The sequence below is a fragment of the Rossellomorea marisflavi genome, assembly GCF_022170785.1.
Taxonomy (GTDB): domain Bacteria; phylum Bacillota; class Bacilli; order Bacillales; family Bacillaceae_B; genus Rossellomorea; species Rossellomorea marisflavi_B.
Genome location: NZ_CP081870.1, coordinates 2,477,672 through 2,496,763 on the forward strand (window position 1 = coordinate 2,477,672; position 19,092 = coordinate 2,496,763).

Annotated in this window: 24 protein-coding genes; 3 read left to right on the plus strand and 21 right to left on the minus strand. The window is 49.2% G+C overall.

Annotation, left to right across the window (positions count from 1 at the left end; translation table 11 throughout):
• Positions 1 to 118 precede the first annotated feature (118 nt).
• The 11 genes from K6T23_RS12970 to K6T23_RS13020 all read right to left on the minus strand — a co-directional run bounded on the left by K6T23_RS12970 (position 119) and on the right by K6T23_RS13020 (position 10,692).
• Positions 119 to 604, minus strand: a complete 486-nt coding sequence (locus K6T23_RS12970) for an NUDIX hydrolase (protein ID WP_238281304.1) — start codon at positions 602 to 604, stop codon at positions 119 to 121.
• 270 nt (positions 605 to 874) lie between these two features.
• Entirely contained in the window at positions 875 to 1,465 is a 591-nt protein-coding gene (locus K6T23_RS12975) for a YpjP family protein (RefSeq protein WP_056535908.1), read from the minus strand.
• 355 nt (positions 1,466 to 1,820) lie between these two features.
• Positions 1,821 to 2,591: a class I SAM-dependent methyltransferase gene (locus tag K6T23_RS12980; protein WP_238284431.1), complete on the minus strand. Its 771-nt coding sequence runs from the start codon at positions 2,589 to 2,591 to the stop codon at positions 1,821 to 1,823.
• Between the two features lie 82 nt (positions 2,592 to 2,673).
• Positions 2,674 to 3,105, minus strand: a complete 432-nt coding sequence (locus K6T23_RS12985; protein ID WP_056535903.1) for a BrxA/BrxB family bacilliredoxin — start codon at positions 3,103 to 3,105, stop codon at positions 2,674 to 2,676.
• Positions 3,106 to 3,121: 16 nt separating this feature from the next.
• On the minus strand, positions 3,122 to 4,240 hold the full coding sequence (locus tag K6T23_RS12990) for a conserved virulence factor C family protein (RefSeq protein ID WP_238281306.1): 1,119 nt from the start codon (positions 4,238 to 4,240) through the stop codon (positions 3,122 to 3,124).
• Positions 4,241 to 4,311: 71 nt separating this feature from the next.
• Entirely contained in the window at positions 4,312 to 6,189 is a 1,878-nt protein-coding gene (locus K6T23_RS12995) for an ABC-F family ATP-binding cassette domain-containing protein (protein WP_238284432.1), read from the minus strand.
• On the minus strand, positions 6,186 to 6,806 hold the full coding sequence (locus K6T23_RS13000) for an HD domain-containing protein (RefSeq protein ID WP_420493510.1): 621 nt from the start codon (positions 6,804 to 6,806) through the stop codon (positions 6,186 to 6,188). The genes K6T23_RS12995 and K6T23_RS13000 overlap by 4 nt, the downstream gene beginning before the upstream one ends.
• Before the next feature lie 86 nt (positions 6,807 to 6,892).
• A complete protein-coding gene (locus tag K6T23_RS13005; protein WP_238281309.1) occupies positions 6,893 to 7,738 on the minus strand; it encodes a DegV family protein in 846 nt (281 codons plus the stop codon).
• A 40-nt stretch (positions 7,739 to 7,778) separates the two neighbouring features.
• Positions 7,779 to 8,258: a hypothetical protein gene (locus tag K6T23_RS13010; protein ID WP_056535891.1), complete on the minus strand. Its 480-nt coding sequence runs from the start codon at positions 8,256 to 8,258 to the stop codon at positions 7,779 to 7,781.
• 17 nt (positions 8,259 to 8,275) lie between these two features.
• Positions 8,276 to 9,964: a formate--tetrahydrofolate ligase gene (locus tag K6T23_RS13015; RefSeq protein WP_238281311.1), complete on the minus strand. Its 1,689-nt coding sequence runs from the start codon at positions 9,962 to 9,964 to the stop codon at positions 8,276 to 8,278.
• Between the two features lie 53 nt (positions 9,965 to 10,017).
• The gene (locus K6T23_RS13020) at positions 10,018 to 10,692 is read right to left on the minus strand and encodes a class I SAM-dependent methyltransferase (protein ID WP_079516754.1); all 675 of its coding nucleotides are present in this window, start codon (positions 10,690 to 10,692) and stop codon (positions 10,018 to 10,020) included.
• 140 nt (positions 10,693 to 10,832) lie between these two features.
• Between K6T23_RS13020 and K6T23_RS13025 the strand changes: the two genes are divergently transcribed.
• Positions 10,833 to 11,018: a DUF3892 domain-containing protein gene (locus K6T23_RS13025; RefSeq protein ID WP_218246056.1), complete on the plus strand. Its 186-nt coding sequence runs from the start codon at positions 10,833 to 10,835 to the stop codon at positions 11,016 to 11,018.
• Positions 11,019 to 11,066: 48 nt separating this feature from the next.
• Here the strand turns inward: K6T23_RS13025 and mntR are convergent, their stop codons facing one another.
• From mntR to K6T23_RS13050, 5 genes are all read right to left on the minus strand, one after another.
• The gene (gene mntR / locus K6T23_RS13030) at positions 11,067 to 11,483 is read right to left on the minus strand and encodes a transcriptional regulator MntR (RefSeq protein ID WP_053426793.1); all 417 of its coding nucleotides are present in this window, start codon (positions 11,481 to 11,483) and stop codon (positions 11,067 to 11,069) included.
• A gap of 71 nt (positions 11,484 to 11,554) precedes the next feature.
• Positions 11,555 to 12,430 carry a metal ABC transporter permease gene (locus K6T23_RS13035; RefSeq protein WP_238281313.1) on the minus strand — a complete coding sequence of 292 codons (876 nt, stop codon included), beginning with the start codon at positions 12,428 to 12,430 and terminating at the stop codon, positions 11,555 to 11,557.
• Complete coding sequence (locus K6T23_RS13040; RefSeq protein WP_238281315.1) at positions 12,427 to 13,686, minus strand: metal ABC transporter permease; 1,260 nt, start codon at positions 13,684 to 13,686, stop codon at positions 12,427 to 12,429. Before K6T23_RS13040 ends, K6T23_RS13035 begins: the two co-directional genes overlap by 4 nt.
• A gap of 15 nt (positions 13,687 to 13,701) precedes the next feature.
• On the minus strand, positions 13,702 to 14,439 hold the full coding sequence (locus tag K6T23_RS13045) for a metal ABC transporter ATP-binding protein (RefSeq protein WP_079516260.1): 738 nt from the start codon (positions 14,437 to 14,439) through the stop codon (positions 13,702 to 13,704).
• Between the two features lie 12 nt (positions 14,440 to 14,451).
• The gene (locus K6T23_RS13050; RefSeq protein ID WP_238281317.1) at positions 14,452 to 15,375 is read right to left on the minus strand and encodes a metal ABC transporter solute-binding protein, Zn/Mn family; all 924 of its coding nucleotides are present in this window, start codon (positions 15,373 to 15,375) and stop codon (positions 14,452 to 14,454) included.
• Between the two features lie 343 nt (positions 15,376 to 15,718).
• Here K6T23_RS13050 and cspD point away from each other — a divergent pair, with 343 nt between their 5' ends.
• The gene (gene cspD / locus K6T23_RS13055; RefSeq protein ID WP_048005834.1) at positions 15,719 to 15,919 is read left to right on the plus strand and encodes a cold-shock protein CspD; all 201 of its coding nucleotides are present in this window, start codon (positions 15,719 to 15,721) and stop codon (positions 15,917 to 15,919) included.
• Positions 15,920 to 15,975: 56 nt separating this feature from the next.
• Here the strand turns inward: cspD and K6T23_RS13060 are convergent, their stop codons facing one another.
• Both K6T23_RS13060 and K6T23_RS13065 read right to left on the minus strand, forming a co-directional pair.
• Positions 15,976 to 16,152, minus strand: a complete 177-nt coding sequence (locus K6T23_RS13060) for a zinc-finger domain-containing protein (RefSeq protein ID WP_079516262.1) — start codon at positions 16,150 to 16,152, stop codon at positions 15,976 to 15,978.
• A 65-nt stretch (positions 16,153 to 16,217) separates the two neighbouring features.
• Positions 16,218 to 16,868: a reverse transcriptase-like protein gene (locus K6T23_RS13065; protein ID WP_238284433.1), complete on the minus strand. Its 651-nt coding sequence runs from the start codon at positions 16,866 to 16,868 to the stop codon at positions 16,218 to 16,220.
• A 79-nt stretch (positions 16,869 to 16,947) separates the two neighbouring features.
• Between K6T23_RS13065 and K6T23_RS13070 the strand changes: the two genes are divergently transcribed.
• Positions 16,948 to 17,334 (plus strand): reverse transcriptase-like protein, encoded by a 387-nt coding sequence (locus K6T23_RS13070; RefSeq protein WP_079516264.1) that lies wholly within the window; start codon positions 16,948 to 16,950, stop codon positions 17,332 to 17,334.
• Positions 17,335 to 17,367: 33 nt separating this feature from the next.
• On the opposite strand, the gene K6T23_RS13075 is transcribed toward K6T23_RS13070, so the two are convergent.
• The 3 genes from K6T23_RS13075 to K6T23_RS13085 are packed head-to-tail and all read right to left on the minus strand — an operon-like array spanning position 17,368 to position 19,080.
• Entirely contained in the window at positions 17,368 to 17,634 is a 267-nt protein-coding gene (locus K6T23_RS13075; RefSeq protein ID WP_079516265.1) for a DUF6123 family protein, read from the minus strand.
• Positions 17,635 to 17,658: 24 nt separating this feature from the next.
• Positions 17,659 to 18,129 (minus strand): divergent PAP2 family protein, encoded by a 471-nt coding sequence (locus K6T23_RS13080; protein ID WP_238281319.1) that lies wholly within the window; start codon positions 18,127 to 18,129, stop codon positions 17,659 to 17,661.
• Positions 18,130 to 18,177: 48 nt separating this feature from the next.
• Complete coding sequence (locus K6T23_RS13085) at positions 18,178 to 19,080, minus strand: 5'-3' exonuclease (RefSeq protein ID WP_079516266.1); 903 nt, start codon at positions 19,078 to 19,080, stop codon at positions 18,178 to 18,180.
• Positions 19,081 to 19,092: the final 12 nt, after the last annotated feature.

Below are 19,092 nucleotides of genomic sequence, written 5' to 3' on the forward strand. Positions count from 1 at the left end.
TCGATTCCAATTGTATGGCGCCTCAAGGCAAAAGCCAACTAGAGTATAGGGGATCCACTATCCCTGTCGGCAGGTTTGTTTCCTCTCGTCTGGAACGTTCGATTGGAAGCCCCCCGCCTTATATGGTTCTCTTGGATTTCACTTCAAACTCCGGCTTGGTCACGTAGTCCATATACTGGACACTTCCCTCAAAATTCAAATAAGCCTGATAGCGTGTACGAAGGGCAGGGGCAGATATCATGTTCAACACGTCTTCTTTACGGACCCAGCGGACATCTGATGTTTCATCCGAAGTGTTGAATTCACCACCAACGGGTTCACAAACAAAATCAAACATCACTTTTGTCGGTACAATCTTCACTCCGCTATGTCCTTCGTACGTGGCTCTGTTGGAAAAAACCCCTACCAGATGGGAAACTGTCACATCCATTCCACTTTCTTCTTTAACCTCCCTGATCATCCCATCGATCAGGTTTTCCCCGACCTCTATTTGTCCTCCTGGAAATACCCAGTGACCGTCCCGTCGGGTTTTGACTAATAAAATCTCATCTTTCTCATTTGTAACAAACCCTCCTGCTGCCACAATATGTACCGGCATTTGCATACGAATCTCCTCCAACATAGTTTTAGTAAACCCTCTTCCCTTAGAAGGAAATCGGGCGAGTGAGACATGGTGATAACTTACTAAGCTGTCAGCCCCTGATCACTGTAATAGTTCGACTTTATTGAACAGGAGGATGCCTTCATACTTCTCCTGCTTCCAATCGTAGAAGCCTTGGTTCTTCATGCAAGAATGTACCTGGGTTCCAATAGGTGGACTCATTTTATACTCCATATAAAAAAGCGCGACCATTGTGCATCGCGCATCTTCCTATCAGGAAAGGCTCCTCCACTGCGGAGGCATATTCTTGTTCCAATAGATGCTTCCAAGATCATGATGGGCCATGAATTGATCATGTGCCGTATGATAGTGGAAGTTGAAATAATACCCATCCTTTGGCGGGTGATCTTTTCTTACATGAAAACGGATAACGTCTTTTCCTGTACGACTGTCATAAATATGAAAGATTTTCTCGGTTTTGGCGTATTCCGGCACTTCTGAAATGACAAGTGAGCTCAAGTCTTCATCGGGAAAATCGGTAGCGGTCTTTTCAATGGCCTTTTCAAGATTCGGGAGTACGACCGACCTGAATTCATCTTCGATCACAGGTTTGATTTTCGTACCAAATTTTTCATATGAATGAAGTTCAGCCTGAGCCATGATGGTATCCAGGAAGTCCTCCCTTGAAAGCATCCCTTCTTCTTCCGCCGGGTCTTCCGTACTTGATTCGAAGGTGGATGATTTCCCGTTACCCTTTGCTAGGGCATGATTGTCCTCATTCAGGAATGGCTGAGTCGGAGAAACCAGACCGAATGTCAGGATGGATAATAGGATGAAAAACGATTTTTTGATCCAGATCGACATAGGGAACGTCCTTTCTTTTTTTGGTAGCGTATATCGTTGTTGGAATCGTCATGTGATGTTTCATTGGATAAACCTGCCCATAGCATGTACGGGTCAAAGCTTTATTATCTATCATTATACTATCTTTTCTGAAAAAGTGGTGAAAAAGCTTTCATTTTCCGAGGATAACATGCTTGCGATGTGGTAGTATAGGATTAGAAGTATGTGTAAAGGAGAGAAAAAGATGGATACTGGCTTGATGATCAGCATTGGTTTCTTGCTATTGTTAGGGTATTTTTGTGTTTTGGCTGTCACCGATTGAGTAACAAAGGGACCTGGAAGCGGATGCTTCCAGGTCCCTTTATTTTTACACCCATCAAAGATCGATGGTGCCATAGTGGAATTTCGAGGAAGGTCTGATCAAAACCTTGAAATCATGTTCCCCGAACAAAGTAGAACGGAAATGTTCCTTAAGGAGGACCCTCTCTTTCGCCACCCGTTTTGCTTCTTCTATCGTTTCACCGGTGAGCCGTTCATAGTGGGCCCAGCTCCGGATCGGATTGATACCATGGGAATCGGTCAAGCCTTCTTCAAACATGGGATCGAAGTAGACAACGTCGAAGGAGTCATCCGGCAGTTCCTTCAAGAGGGACTGTGACAGACCATTGATCACTTTGAGCCTCTTCATGGCATCATTGAGCTCAGGCAGTGGGGATACCCACTCCTTCAGTCCACGTTTTAGGATGTGGGCCACATACGGATTGGCTTCGATTCCCGTTACAGATCCGGTCCTGCCGACCACCGCGCTCGCGATGATGCTATCGGATGCGAGGCCCAATGTGCAGTCGAGCATGGTCATTCCCTTTTTCAATCCGGCTGCTTCAATGAATGGATCGGATTCTCCCCTCAGGACTCTCTTGATCCGGAATGAAGCTGAGTTCGGATGGAAGAAGAAGGGCTGCTCCCCCCTTCGATGCAGCTCATCCCGCTCTTTCCCCAGGACCAGGCAGTCTGCCTGATGGTGGTCCATATAATTGGCGATGGACCTTTTCTTCCGTTCAATATAGGGAATCTGAAACTTCCCTGCTAGGGTTTTAGCTCTCAATTTGACGGATTCATCGGCCCTGCCAGAAGTTGTAACAAACATCTCTTCCATTTGGATTCACCTGTTTTCCTGATAAAGTCTATACATAAAAAAGGACGGATGGCCATACGCCATCCGCTGCCTATTAACAGTGCTGCTCGAAAGCACCCGTCAAGTTGGAGATGATGCTTCCGATATCATGGTCTTCAATTTCTTCACGTGGGATGAAATGGACGACTTCCTTTCCTTTCAGGAGTGCCATGGAAGGAGAGGAAGGCTCATAGCCCTTGAAGTACTCACGCATCTTCATCGTGGCTTCTTTGTCCTGCCCTGCGAATACCGTGACTAGATGATCCGGGGCCTTATCGTTCAATACCGATTGCGTCGCAGCGGGACGGGCAAGTCCTGCTGCACACCCGCAAACCGAGTTCACGACAACCAAGGTCGTACCTTCTGCTCCATCCATAAAGGTTTTTACTTCCTCTTCATCTTTCAATTCTTTGAATCCTGCTCCAGTCAGCTCTTGTCTCATAGGCTGTACAAGCTGTCTCATATATTCTTCATATGCCATTGACATAATGTCATCATCCTTTCTAGTCTTTTTTTGAACGGGCTTCAGTCATTTGCTTCCAAACGGATCCTTTGGCTTCTTCTCCACCTTCAATCCTTTCGATGGCCATCTTCACCTGTAGTCGCACTTCGAACTCTGGATCATCCTCTGCAGCCTTCAATCCCTCGAGTGCGCTCTCATCGCCAACCTCATAGAGATACATGGCGGCACGCCAGCGGACCAGCTTGCTCTTGTCTTTCAAGGCATCTATCATGACCGGTATCGCCTGTGTGAATCCAAGATCCGAAAGACAGTCACCTGCTGTACGCCTGACGGACACAGAGGAGTCCTCCAACCCTTTATATAAGAGGGGAAGGACTTTTTCATCCTCGATCATCCCTGCATAGACGACCGCCAGCCTCCGGATAGACACTTTTTCATCGTCCAGTGCCTTCTCCAGAAGGGGAAGGTCGTCAAGTGTAGGATCTTCCATGGCATCGAGCCGTTGATAGCGGATTTGCCAATCGTCTTCTTCCAAATCTGAAAGAGAAAGTTTAAGCTTCTTCCTCGGCTCAGGAATCGTGGTCCGATCAGCCTGCTCAACCAAGTCCTTCAAACGTCTTTGAGGGAAGGCTGCCTGAAGTTCATCCACAACCTGGGCACCAATTTCCTCCAAGTCTCCGTACCGGACACCGTAGTCTTTCCATTTCCGGAGCAAGACGACGTTGTCCCCTTCTTTTTGAGCCTCACCGATGGCCTCGATATAAGCTGCAGGAAGAGAGAATCGTTTTTCAACTTCCCCGTCGGTCAGTTTGACCTGCATCGGGATTCCTTTGAACATCTGTACGGACACATTTACCTCTCCGAAATGTTCTTCCATCTGTCCTATTTCCGATTGGGATCCCTCTTCACCAAAAGCCTGTCTTACTTCTGACAGAAGGGCCTGCCAGTCGAACTTGGCATTACGCTCGACTGCAAGAAAATCCGCGACATGATAGACCCCTTTGATCCCTTCTATTGAAAGGATGCTTTTAATGATGGCAGGTGCCCCGTCTGCTTGATCTTTTTTATAATTATTACTCCGGCCGGCCTTCAATTCTTCGTCGAGAATAACCTTCATTGTATTCGGACTCGGAGTCGGTTCGATCGAGAGTATCCTCATTGCACGCTCCCCTTTCTCAAGATCTTTTACTCATTTTATCATAACGTGTGCTTTCGTCTAAATGATCGGCCCTACTCGGCGAATTCGGACAGATAGCTCCACCGTTCAATCAGGTGTTCCAACTGTTCGTTGAGCTTGGCACTCTCGTCCATAAGCTGCTGGGCTTTCGTGAAATCACTGCCGATCCCCTGCAGTTCCACATTGACCTGTTCGATTCTTGATTCGATGTCCGCCATCTTGTCTTCCAGCTCATCCCATTCCCTCTTCTCCATATAGGACAGGCGTTTTTTTTCTTTCTGGACTGCCTGGGGAGCTGCTTCCTTCTTGATGGTCTGGGGTTTGACGGCTGCCTGCTGAGATCGTTCCAGGTACTCGGTATATTCCCCTAAATAGGAATCGATGCTGCCCTGTCCGTTGAAGATCAGGAGCTCTCTTGCCGTCTTGTCAAGGAAATAACGATCATGTGATACGGTGATGACCACTCCGGTAAATTCATGGATATAATCTTCTAAGACCGTCAATGTTTCCGTATCAAGGTCATTCGTAGGCTCATCCAGAAGCAGGACATTGGGTTTCCCCATGAGGAGTCTCAAAAGGAACAATCTCCTCTTCTCTCCACCGGAAAGCTTCCGTATCAGGGTCCCATGGGTGCTCATCGGGAACAGGAACCGCTCGAGCATGGATGTGACAGAAATCTGTTCACCCTTATCGGTGGTCACGTACTCCCCAGCTTCCCTTAGATATTCGATCATCCTCATGTTTTCATCAAGTTCTTCATGCTCTTGGGTATAATAAGCAACCTTTACGGTCTGACCCGTAATGAGTTCGCCGGAGGTCAGTTCCTCGCGTCCGGCAAGGATATTCAAGAGCGTGGACTTGCCACTGCCGTTCTTCCCGACAATCCCGATCCGGTCCTTCGGTTTGATGAGCCGATTGTATCCATTTAGGATGACATTCCCTTGGAAAGTCTTCACGGCATCCTTCAACTCGAATACCTGCTTCCCGAGTCGATCACCTCCGATGGAAACCTCCATCTCCGAACTTCTCCCACCTGATCCTTTCGCATCCTCCAGCTCATCAAAGCGCTGGATGCGTGCTTTTTGCTTGGTGGAACGGGCCTTCGCCCCCCTCCTCATCCAGGCAAGTTCACGGCGATAGAGGTTGTTCTGCTTGATCGACTGTTGACGTTCATTTTCTTCACGGACGGCCTTCGCTTCGATGAAGTCTGCATAGTTCCCCTTATAATGGAACAGCTTCCCCCCATCCAGTTCAAAGATGCGATTTGTGACCGCATCAAGGAAGTAGCGGTCATGGGTGACCAATAGGACCGATCCATTGTATTTGCCCAGATAATCTTCCAGCCATTTGATGGACTGATAATCGAGATGGTTCGTCGGCTCGTCCAAAATGAGAAGATCCGGTGTCTCGATAAGTACACCGGCAAGTGCGACACGCTTCTTCTGTCCTCCCGATAATTCACCCATATGCTTTGAGAATTCGGTGATGCCAAGCTTGGTCAGGATCGCTTTCGCCTCTGCACTCGCTTCCCACGCATTCAGTGTGTCCATCTCTTTCTGCGCGTTCATGAATTCAGATTGAACCCCTTCATCCTCGTAGCCGCTTTCCATCCGTAGGAGTGCCGATTCGTATCTCCTCATGGCCTTCATCACAGCGGCTTCCCCTTTAAAGATCTGCTGCAGGACCGACAGATCCGGATCGAAGGATGGATCTTGAGGAAGATATGCGATCCTGTAATCATTCGGCTTCATGATTTCGCCAGAATCGCCTTCTTCTATACCGGCAATCAGTTTGAGCAAACTGGACTTACCCGTTCCATTGACGCCGATGAGGCCGACGCGCTCCCTTTCTGCAATGGAGAAGGAGATCTCATTGAAGATCGTCTTCTCCCCATATGTTTTCGACAGGTGTTCCCCTGTAATCATTCTCATTGTGGACCATTCCATTCTATAGTGAATTGCCTGATGAAGTCTTTCATGACTGCATGGCGCTCTTCTGCGAGGCGTTTTCCCGTCGGTGTCAGCATTCGGTCTTTCAACTTGAACAGTTTTTCATGGAAATGATTGATGCTTGTGGAAGGACCATTCCTATATTCATCGTTCGTCATCTGCTCCCTGACGGGAAGGTCGGGAAGATGGATCGGTTGGCCTTTCCATCCGCCATAGGCGAAAACCCTTGAAATGCCGATCGCACCCATGGCGTCGAGACGGTCTGCATCCCTGAGTACCATTGCTTCAGGTAATACGGGATCATCGACGCTACCGCCTTTGAACCCCATGGCGTGTATCACTTCCCGGATCGTCTCCAATGTTACTGTTGTAACAGGCAATTGACGGAGCCACTCCTCAAGCTTCCTAGTTCCTTCACCCGGTGTCGGATTTAGCTTTTCGTCGGCTACGTCGTGGAGGATCGCCGCCCACTCTATGACGTCTCGATCTCCCATATGGTCTTCCTTTGCTATGTATAAAGCGAGCCTTCTCACGCGCTCCAGATGATGCCAGTCATGACCACCAGGGTCGAGACCATACGTCCGGCACATCTCTTCCATCAGTTCAAGCTTATTCAAACCCCTCACACCTTTCACCCCATTGTACCAATTTCCCCTCTCCATTTGAAGAAAAAGGAGCGGAAGGCTCAAGCCTTACCGCTCCCAATGTCATCGAACCAGCTGATTCCAAGTGTATCCGAGCCCGCATGAATTCCGATAACGGCAGCTAGGGGATAGGGAGAGAAGTGAATGCCGGGAAATTCACCCTTCAGTTCCTCCATCCAATGGTCGGCTTCCTCCCTGTTCAATCCATACAGAATGAACGCCTCCCTAACCTTGGCAGCGGAGAGCCGTTGTTTCATAAGGGCAAGGCCCTTACGGTGATTCCTTACCCGCTGATCGACGGAGAGTTTCCCGTCACGGATGGTAAGGAGCGGTTTGATGTGAAGCATGCTCCCAAGAAAAAAACTGAGCCCGCTCATTCTTCCGCTCCTATGAAGCTGTTCAAGACTTCCCACCATCACAAACGTCCTTGACTGTTCGGCCCTTTCTTCAAGGCGGGTTTTGATCTCTTCATGCGAGACCCCCTCCCGGTCAAGGGCCTGCCCATAACGGATCAGATCCGTCAGGGGATAGGAAAGGATCTTGGAATCCACGCAGTAGATGGCTGGGAAAACCTCTTTCATCATGTCCGCCGCCTGGACAGCCGAAGCATACGTGCCGCTGAAGTGGGAGGAAACATGTACGGAGAAGATGACATCATGATCTTTTGCCAATTTCTCATACAAAGAGACAAATGTACCGATGGACGGCTGGGACGTCTTACCGGCCACCCGTTCCTCCTCAAGCTTCTCGTATAACCCTTCCAGCGTCAGGTCGACTCCATCCAAATATTCACGATCCCCGAAGCTGATATGCATGGGAACCACATGTACATCTTCCATTCCATTCCCCACAAATGCTGTACTGTCTGTCACCCAGGCCACTTTCATCTGGACGACCCCCTTTTTCCCTACTATATGTGAATTCCTCTTATTTCAGAAGCGATTCGATGGAATGAGCCACCATTTCAATCACATCATCGACCATTTCCTCTGTGATGACCCTGAAGAATGCGAGGATGCCTTCCACCCGGGTTTCCCCATGTGATGAAGAGATGGTGAGCCATTCCCATGAAGTTCCCTGACCCCAAAACTCTTCCAGTGCTTTACGGGAGGACAGGAGGGATTCATCTCCCAGGTAGGTGAACGCTATAACGGCACCTGCACGATTCCCCCTTGCAAAACCCTTCCGTTCCGCCAAGAAGTGACCGGCATCGGCCTTCAGTTCCAGACGGACAGACGCTCCCTGTGTTCCTTTTAATCGGTATTGTATCTGATACTTCCTCTCATAGTGGGCGAAATCGAAGAGATCCTTGCGATCAACGATGTCGATTTCCCCACCGAGATCGAAGTCATAGACGGCACCTTCCAGTACCACCTTCAAATTATCAAAAGCCGTAGGGTCGAACATCTCTCCCCCTCCTCTCGTTAAAACAGGCCGATAGCCCTGCCATCCGAAGCCACGTCCATTTGATTGGCTGCCGGTGATTTCGGCAGGCCAGGCATGGTCATGACATCACCGGTAAGTGCGACGATGAATCCAGCACCGATCTTTGGTTTCAATTCCCTGATCGTAATCCTGAATCCCGATGGGCGGCCCAGTTTAACAGGGTCATCAGACAGTGAGTATTGGGTCTTCGCCATGCATACAGGAAGGCCACCCCATCCTTCTGATTCGAATTGCTCGATCTGTTTAAATGCCTTCGGGGAAAAGTCGACTCCCTCGGCACCATAGACCGTCATGGCAATTTTTTCGATCTTTTCGGAAATTGAATCGGTCAGCTCGTAGATTGGCTTCAAGACTTTTTTGTTCATCTCGATTTCTGATAGGACTTTCTCGGCAAGCTCCAGTCCCCCTTCGCCGCCGTTGGCCCAAACATCGGTAAGGGCAACAGACACACCACGGTCTTCACACCACTTCTTCAACAAGGTGATTTCTGTTTCACTATCGGTGATGAACCGGTTGATGGCCACTACATAAGGTACCTCGAATGCCTCGAGGGTTTCCATATGCTTCTCAAGATTGGCCAGACCCACTTCTAGTGCCTGTGTATTTTCCGTTGCCAGTTCCATCTTATTGACCCCTCCGTGCATCTTCAGGGCGCGTACGGTGGCCACCAATACAACGGCGGAAGGGGCAATGCCTGCCGCCCTGCTCTTGATATTCAGGAACTTCTCGGCACCGAGATCCGCTCCGAAGCCCGATTCCGTCACAACATAGTCGCCGAGCTTCATGGCTGTACGCGTGGCCATGACACTATTGCACCCATGGGCGATATTGGCGAAAGGACCGCCATGCACCAGCGCAGGAGTGTGTTCGATGGTCTGTACGAGATTGGGTTTAAGGGCATCCTTCAACAGGAGGGTAAGAGCACCCTCTACCCCAAGGTCTCTGACGTAGACGGGCTTACGGTCATATCCATAGGCGATGACCATGCCGGCAAGCCTGTCCTTTAGTTCATCCAGGCTGTTTGACAGACACAGGACGGCCATGATTTCGGAAGCCACCGTTATATCAAAACCTTCTTCACGCGGTACACCTTGAACTGCTCCTCCGAGACCGATGACCGTATGCCGCAGGGCCCGGTCATTCATATCAAGCGCACGCTTCCATACAATTCTCCGTGGGTCGATCCCTAGCTCGTTTCCCTGATGGATATGATTATCGAGGAGTGCGGCAAGGGCATTATTGGCAGATGTGATGGCATGGATGTCACCGGTGAAATGTAGATTGATGTCTTCCATCGGGACGACCTGAGCATATCCACCTCCAGCTGCCCCGCCTTTGATCCCCATCGTGGGGCCGAGTGAAGGCTCCCTCATGGCGATGATGGACTGTTTCCCCAGATGGGTCAGGGCATCCCCAAGTCCTACTGTCACCGTGGATTTCCCCTCACCCGCAGGGGTCGGATTGATGGATGTGACCAAAATCACCTTTCCTTCAGACGCCCCCTTGCGTTTTTCAATCGCATCAAAGGTGATTTTGCCTTTGAACCTGCCGTATAGCTCGACTTCATCCTCTGCAAGACCGATGGATGAAGCGATGTCCAGGATCGGATGCAGCTCGGCTTCCTGTGCAATGGTAATATCAGATTTCACTTGTTTCGTTGTTGTCATATATGTGTCACCTACTCATGAAAGATAGAATCATTCCATTATTCTATCATGATTCAGCCGGATGATGTAAACATGAACAGCGTCATGAATGAGAGTGCCTGCTTCAGCTCATGATCAAGTCCTGTGATAGCGTCCCCTTTCACACCTTTCTTGAATACCCATTCCTCATCCACAGCTTCCCATCCAAGCTCGTTTGAAAGTTTCACGAGCTCCCATGGCATCATCGTATTGCACACCGCTTTCCCGCCCGTCAATCGGGGAAAGGCATTCTCCCTCGGATGTGCCGTCGGACCGAGCAGTCCGATGACGATATACCCCCCAGGGACCACTACCCGTTCAACCTCTTTAAGTGCCTCTAGTGGATCCTCCACCCACTCGATGGAATTGATGGCCATCACACCATTGAATGCATGATCACGGAAGGGCATGGATGTCAGATCACCCTGAACGAAACGAAGATCATCCCCTTCGTATCGCTTCGCAAGATCGATCATATTGTTTGAAAAATCCATTCCTGTCACTTCGTAGCCCGCTTGCCGCAACAGATGGGAACCGGCCCCGTCACCACAACCGAGGTCCCCTATGTGAGAAGCTTTTGGAACATGCTTCTCCACAAAAGGCAAAATCTGTTTCCTACTGCCCGTCAGCCACATCTCTTCGCTTCTGGAATGCCAGTTTCCCGCATTTCCCTCCCATTTTTCCTGTGCTGTTTTTCCCCATTCTTCCATGTTGATCCTTCCTTTCACTGTTTCTCTCCCCTTCATTCGCGAGAAAAGGGTTAAAAACCTCCCTATGGGAAGCAAGTTATGAATCTGGCGCTTTCAGTCCATACTAACATACGAACCTTTATGAAACAGGAGGAATCCCCATGGAACAGATCGTCGCAGTACAGCGGAATGAAGCAGGTGGGATCATCAACTTCGAGACCTCATCCGGTCGCATCATTTCATACAGGAAGGCCGTCATGGAGGCGAATGAAGGCACACTCCAGTTCCCACCCGACGGTGACGCAGAATCGGATGACCAGTTCGATCAGTATCCTTCCATCTTTTAATTCCATCAAAAAAAGGAAGGACTGAATCTCAATCAGCCCTTCCTTTGCTTATTCACTTCGATTTTGTATGAAGCGGAGCTCTTCCACCCGCTTTTTGTCTTCTTCAAAATACTGTACAAGGTCTCCGATCCGGTCGATGGAATCCCAGCTGAGGTGATGTTCGATCCCCTCCACGTCTTCATAGATATGTTCATCCTTCACGCCGATGACGGTCAGGAATTGCTCCAGCAGTTCATGTCTATACACTAAACGTTTTCCAACTTTATTCCCTTTGGGAGTCAGAACGAGCCCACGGTATTTCTCATAAACGAGGTAGTCATCCTTATCTAGCTTCTGCACCATTTTGGTTACTGAGGAGGGATGGACGGACAATGCCTCTGCAATATCCGATACTCTTGCATATCCTTTATTCTCAATCAGCAAATAAATTTGTTCTATATAATCTTCCATGCTTGGTGTAGGCATTCTGTACCCTCCAAATTCCCTTCAATATCATTAAAAGTTTACTATAAGAATTGGATGAATACAACCCGAGCTTATCCTCTCCCAGATCTCAAAACGGAAAATCGTGCCATCAGCCCATGACGGGGTGACAGGATCCAAGTCAGAAGGAAAACCAATCCAGCGACAACTGCCATGCTTCCTGATATGGAAACATCCAACCATTTGGCTGCATAGTACCCGGCGATGCTATCCGATACACCGATGATTACACTCAAAAAAATCATTCTCAGATAGCGGTCGGTCCATAAATAGGCCGTAGCCCCTGGTGCGATAAGCATGGCCACCACCAGGATCGCGCCTACGCTGTCAAATGCCGATACGGTCGTAACGGAAACAAGGGTCATCATGACGTAGTGCAGCAGAAGGACGGGAAAACCCATGGCTGCCGCCATACCCGGGTCAAAAGATGTGAGTTTGAACTCCTTGAAAAGCAGAAGGACCACGACAAGATCCAGAACCAATACGGCTGTAAGCATCACCACCGATTTAGGAACTTCACCAAACATGGGGAGGTTCAATGTATCCCATGGAATGAAAGCAATCTCTCCCATGAGGGCATGCTCCACGTCCAGATGGACGTTCTGTGCGAACAAAGAAATCAGGATGACGCCGATCGCGAAGAGGGTCGTGAACACCACACCGATGGAAGCATCCTCTTGTATGCCTTTCGCATTCAGCACCTGTATCAAATAGGTAGTGAACAGACCGGCGACGGCTGCCCCCACGAGCATGATGCCGCCGTTCAAAGATTGACTGATCAAAAAGGCAAGCACTAAGCCGAGGAGAACCGTGTGGCTGATTGCATCGGCAAGCATCGCCATCTTCCTCAGGATGAGAAAACACCCCATCATTCCACAGGTCCCCCCGACCAAAGCCCCTGTAAGCAGGATCCAAAGCTCATATGTCATTGTCCTCTTACTCCTTTCAGCATGTAGGGATGGCGGTTGTATACGTCTTTTCTTTCTTGGATCAACACCATAAGGTTCTCGTCGGAGGGCGTCTGCCCCGCAGCTTCTTCCAACCAACCTTCATCATATGATGCCATTTCGGCAGGATACATCTCCTTCAGCTCACGGAGTTCATCCGCGTAAAGGATGTGGGTGGCTTGGAGACGCCCTTGTTCTGTCAGTACGATCTCGCCCCCATCACTGTACAGCCATCCGGAATGCATGCAATGGTGGATCGCCTCACTCACTTTACGCTCATTCGTGCCCAGACGCACGTGCATCTCTGAAATCCGACAACCCCCGCCTAGACTTGCTTTCAGCAGGCTCCGCCTGAGGAGTATTCTATCGTTCCTTCTTCGTTCCATTCCCTTTGAAATCATGCCTTTTGAAGGAGCAAACAGAATGGATATAACAAAGATCGCACTCGCCGTCAGTACGATGAACGGACCTGTGGAAAGCCCTTTTCCCATGGCGCTGATGATGGTACCAACGACACCGGATACACCCCCGAAAACACCAGCGATTGCGACCATCCGATGCAGGGAATCCGTCCAGTAGCGTGCAGAGATGGCAGGTGTAATCAATAATGCCGCCATCAGGATCACACCCACCGCCTGGATGCCGACGATGACAGTGATGACGAGGAGCGACAAGAACAAGAAGTTCAGGCGCTGTACCGGCAGTCCGACCCCTTTGGCGAACTGGGCATCGAACGTAATTAGCTTGAACTCTTTGAAAAATACGGTGATCACCAGGATCAAGACGAAGGCCGTCCCCCCCATCAACCTGACATCCTTGCCCACCAAGGAGGCAGCCTGACCGAAGATGAAGTGATCAAGACCACTTTGATTCCCGCTCGGCATCTGGGCCACCTTGGTCAAGAGGACGATCCCCAGGCCGAAAAAGACAGAAAGGAAGAGACAAATGGCCGTATCTTCCTTGATCTTGGACGTACGTGTGACAGCTTGGATCAAGTAGGCCGCAATCAGTCCCGTTACAGCAGCTCCCACCAAAAGTCCAAAAAAGTCCTTCTCACCCATGATCATGAAGGCAAGACATATGCCCGGTAGCGCACTATGGGCTACGGCATCACCGATAAGGCTCTGTTTCCTCAGGAGTGCGAAACTCCCCATCACCCCGCTTGCGATCCCGAGCAAGAGGGTGCTCAGGAGGACCCATTGGGTATTGCCATCCTTTAAGATGCTTAACCATTCCATTCCGCACTTCCTCCTTCACAGGCTCCCGATCTTATCCAAAAAGGCAAGCTTTCCGCCGTACGTACTTCTTAAATTCTCCGTGGTAAAGACTTCTTCTGTCGGTCCGCACGCGATTACCCTGCGATTGAGCAAAAGGGTCCAGTCAAAATAGTCGGTAACCGTCTGAAGATCATGATGGACCACGAGGACCGTCTTGCCCTGATCCTTCAGTTCGGTCAACAAGGCGATGATGGATTTCTCCGTTGCAGCATCGACTCCTGCAAAAGGTTCATCCATAAAATAGACTTCGGTATCCTGGGCGAGTGCCCGGGCTAGGAAGACTCTTTGCTGCTGTCCGCCGGAAAGCTGGCTGATCTGTCTCCCAGCAAACCCCTCCATGCCTACTTGCTTCAGGCAATCCAGGGCCATTACAGTATCTTTTTTGGAAGGAAGGCGGAACCAACCGGTGTGTCGGTATCTCCCCATGCGGACGACATCAAGGGCATCCGTCGGAAAGTCCCAATCCACCGTTCCCCTCTGTGGTACGTATCCTACTTTGTTGGACTTGGGGGAATACGGTTCACCCAGGACACTCACCTCTCCGGTGGAGCGCTGGACGAGACCTAGGATCGCTTTCATCAATGTTGTCTTACCTGCCCCATTTGGCCCCAATATCCCGATGATCACTCCCTTCGGCAGTTCGAATGTTACATCGGACAAAACCGGCTTCCGGTGGTAGGCCACCGTCAGACCATGCACGTTTATTGAAGTCATCTTCTCATCCCCCTATTTCAAAGCTTTCACGATTGTATCGACATTATGTTTATACATCCCTACATAGGTTCCTGTTTCCGTGCCTTCTTTCCCTATGGCATCGGAGTACAGCTCACCGCCGAGGTCGATGTCTTTCCCCTTTTTCCTTACGCCTTCCATCACGGCTGTGATCGATTTCTCCGAAATGCTTGATTCGACGAAAACGGCCTTGATCTCCCTTTCCGCAAGAGTCTCAACAAGCCCCTGGACGTCCCCCAATCCATACTCAGCATCCGTACTCAAGCCCTGAAGTCCCATTACTTCCATGTCATACGCATCACCGAAATAGTGGAAAGCATCATGTGCCGTCACCAAGACGCGCTGCTCAGGGGGGATCGAGCCTATTTTCTCTTCAGCATATCTCTTCAATTCATCCAGACTGTCGTAATAGGCTTCTGTATTTTTTCTATATTCCTGCTCATGGGTGGGATCCTCCTTGATCAATCCATCCCTTACCTCACCAACAGCAATCTTCCAGAGGTCGATATCGAACCATACATGCGGATCCACAGCCGCAGCATTGGCCTCATCTGCACGAAGGCGTTCTTTTGGAATGCTTTCGGAAATCGCATAAGCGGGCTTCGTTTCGTTCACCTTCTGAAGTACTTCGAGCATCTTCCCCTCAAGATGAAGTCCGCTATAGAAGATAAGGTCTGCTTCTTGAAGCTTTCCGATATCAGACTGCTTCGCTTTGTAGAGATGGGGATCGACTCCAGGTCCCATCAGCGTTTGTACCTCCACACGGTCTCCACCGATCTCCTTGACGGCATCCCCGATCTGCCCGATCGTCGCCGTCACCCTCACCTTCCCGCTCTCTTTTGTCCCACTCTCCTGAGCGCAGCCCCCCATCATGAAGACAACTGCCATCACCGTGGCGATCATGAATCTCCCTTTCATTCGACCATTCCTCCCTTTCTCTCCACTTACCCTATTCAATACTTTTACTCTTTGCCACCATTTTTGCTCAAGTTTATTTATTTTAACTTTATCTATAAAAGTTTCCTTAGTGCAAATTCTAAGGTGTGACCATCCTCTTGTCAATCCTGTTTTCTTAATGATTTGTAAAATTTACTCAAAAAGCCCCTCCTGATGTTGACTCGAAAAACGTCATATTGTATAGTAAAGACATCATTGAAGTGAACGATTAGTAGGCGCTTGCAAAAGCGGGAATATCAACATTTCGTGATAAATATTTCCCATGGCACTCAACGTGCTTGAACGACTTAGGAGGATTTAGATTATGCAAAACGGTAAAGTAAAATGGTTCAACAACGAAAAAGGTTTCGGTTTCATCGAAGTTGAAGGTGGAGACGACGTATTCGTACACTTCTCTGCTATTCAAGGTGACGGCTTCAAGTCTCTTGAAGAAGGTCAAGACGTTTCTTTCGATATCGTTGAAGGAAATCGCGGACCACAAGCAGCAAACGTTGTAAAATTATAATCCATAACCACCCATAAATGAAAAAGGCATCGATCCTCCGGATCGATGCCTTTTTCTTATCCCAATCTTTCTCCGTAGCGTCGGATTTCCCTTCCTACGGTACATTCTTCTATGCAAAAACGGTGGGCATGGGTTTTGCCGTACTCCTTGCGGAAATGAGCCTTCAAAAGGCAACCCTTGCAATAAGCATCCGACAGCTCATCCACCTTATCGATCAATTCTTTACGCTCCACTTTCCGGTTTCACCTCCGGGTTCCATGTTCATGATCTTTTATAGGATATAATGATCGGTGCTTCTTTATTCCAGACTTTTGTGGCTTTCCACCCTTGTTCCTTCAAGAGCCTGGTTGGCGAGCTTATCGGCTTCTTTATTATCTTTCCGGCCGATCAAGTGCAGGGTGGTTTTGATCCTGATTTTTTTGATGAGGTTATCGGTCCTCTCCAACCATTTTGCAAGACCGGCTTCATAGCAGGGCCACTCTCCACCAAGCTGATTCAGCACGACTTGGGAGTCCCCGTAAATAGCGCAAGGCTGGTTTTTGACGCCCAATTCCTGAAGGATCGAAAGGGCATAATGAAGGGCTGCATATTCCGCTTCATTATTGTTTTCAAGCGAATCCAGCAGATCATTCCTCCGGATACGGAAACCCTCACCGCCCTTTTCGTAATAAATGACGATGCCGATTCCCGTCATGGAAGATTCCTTATCGAAGCCCCCGTCAAAGTAAAGCCGGATGTTTTCCGGCTCCTTTTCCAATTCTTCGTTGAGCTTGATAAATTCTTTCCTCGTCCAGGATGATCCCATCTCGTCGATGATTTCAAGGTCAAGCACCCTTCCCGTCTTCATGAGATCATCCACATGGATGAGGGTTTCCTTCCTCGGGAAAGGACTGGATTCGAACTCTATCGATGATTTTGTTTTCGTCTTATACGTAAATCGAATGCGCATATCCACGTTTCAACACTCCTTGGTTAGGTGATTGACTCCGTCCCGGCCCTGATATAAGGTAGGGAGGAGGTGAATGCATATGATCGAGGTAAACATCGATGGTGCGAGCGCAGGCAACCCCGGGCCGAGCGGTGCCGGTATCTTCATTAAAGAAAATGGGAAGATCACCACTTTTTCTTTACCCCTCGGCACGATGGATAACCACTCGGCCGAGTTCACCGCCTGCCTGAAAGCGCTCGAGTATTGTACGGGTGAAAAGCCGGACATCGTATGGCTTCGCAGTGATTCACAAGCCGTGATCCAGGCGATTGAAAAACGCTTTGTCCGTCATTCAGAATACAAACCGATCCTTGCAGCCATCCTTGAAGAAATCGATAAGCTGGATCTCTTCTTCTGCAAATGGATTCCAAGCAAAGAAAATAAGGCAGCCGATGAGCTCGCACGAAAAGCCATCCATTTGAACTAAAAGAAAAAGGAAGCCACTCGGCCTTCCTTTTTCTTATGCAAGTCCCTGGGCATCCATCCACTTCAGCGCTTCCTTTCTGGAAGAAATCCTCTGCGTATGGAGCCTTTCAAGTATGGACATATAAAAGCTGCTGTCAAATGCCTTCTGGGCCTTCAGGGTGATTTCGATGGCGCTGTTGACAACTTCATCAGGTGCACCGGTATATTGTTTACCGAAGTATATGAAACCGATGGCATCTTCTTGAAATTTAAATCCCCTGCTTTCCAGATCAATCAAAAATTCCTCTGTTGTTTTTTTCACGTTTCCCCTCACCCTACTGAAGCGTTATCTGCTTTTACGATTTCCCCAGGTCCTATGGGAGATCAGCCCTGTGATCACTCCAAGGACCGCACCGCCTACCACTTCTTCCGGACGATGTCCGAGCATCTCCTTCAGGCGTCTCGGCTGCTTTTCTTCAAATGGGACCCCTTCTTGTTCATTTGCTTTCTGGACCAGGTCATTCAAGCTGTTCACCTTTAAAGTGAGTTCACCCGTCTGTCTCCTGATTCCTTGGGCATCATACATGACGATGATGCCAAAAATGAATGCCAGGGCAAAATCCATCGTCCTGAAACCTCTCTTCAGGGCAATGAAAGTGGCAAGAGATGCGACCCCGGCACTATGGGAGCTCGGCATCCCGCCGGTCTGGAAGAACAACCCGCCCTTCCATTTGCCTGATTTCACGTAATGCAGCGGAATTTTGAGTCCCTGTGCCATGATGATGCTAACTAATGCTGTGAGTATTCCCTTATTCATGCCCATCCCCTCCTATTAGGATAGTGTGCCCTGAAGGAGGGTTTCCTTTCATCCGGAGACAGGGAGCATGACATTGGAACCGAGGAGATACCGTCTGAGCACCTTCAGCTCCATTTCCTCCACTACATCAAGATGTTCCGAGGATACTTGGTTCCACACACACTCTGAAAGCTTCACATCCAGGGGAACCTGACAGTGAATTTCAGCCAGCTTCCTTGAGAGATGGAGCATATCAAGGTCGGCTTCGATTTTTTTCTTTTGGGAAGGCGTCAAGGAAGACAGGTTTTGAAGAATGCCCTCGATATCCCCATGCTCCTGAATGAGTTTCATGGCTGTCTTTTCCCCGATTCCCTTGACTCCAGGATACCCGTCACTCGTGTCACCCATGAGGGCCTTTACATCGATGAATTGTTCGGGTGTGATGCCTTTTTCTTCTACAAACCCGTTCTTCGTATACGTTTTATAGTTGCCGAACCCTTTTTGTAGAAGCATGATTTCAATGCCCTCATCGAGTAGTTGCAGGAGGTCCTGATCACCGCTGACAACCGAAACTTTCCGCTCACCCTTGTACTCCTTTGCAAGGGTCCCGATGCAGTCATCTGCTTCATAACCTGAAACACCTACATTTGACAAATTGAATCGACCTGCAACCTCTTTGGCTAGATCAAACTGGGGAATGAGCTCCACCGGAGGGGCATTCCGATTCGATTTATAGTCTTGATACACTTCATTCCTGAACGTCTTGCTCCCCATGTCCCAACAGATGATGATATGCGTTGGATCCGCGTGCTCTGCTGCCATGAAGAGATGCTTCATGAATCCCTGGACTCCGTTTGTCGGCAGTCCTTGTGAATTCACCATGAACTGACCGCTGACGGCCGTTGCAAAAAAGGAACGGAATAAAAGCGCCATTCCGTCCACAAGTAATATATGCTCTTGTCTTGATTCCAAACTGAACACCAC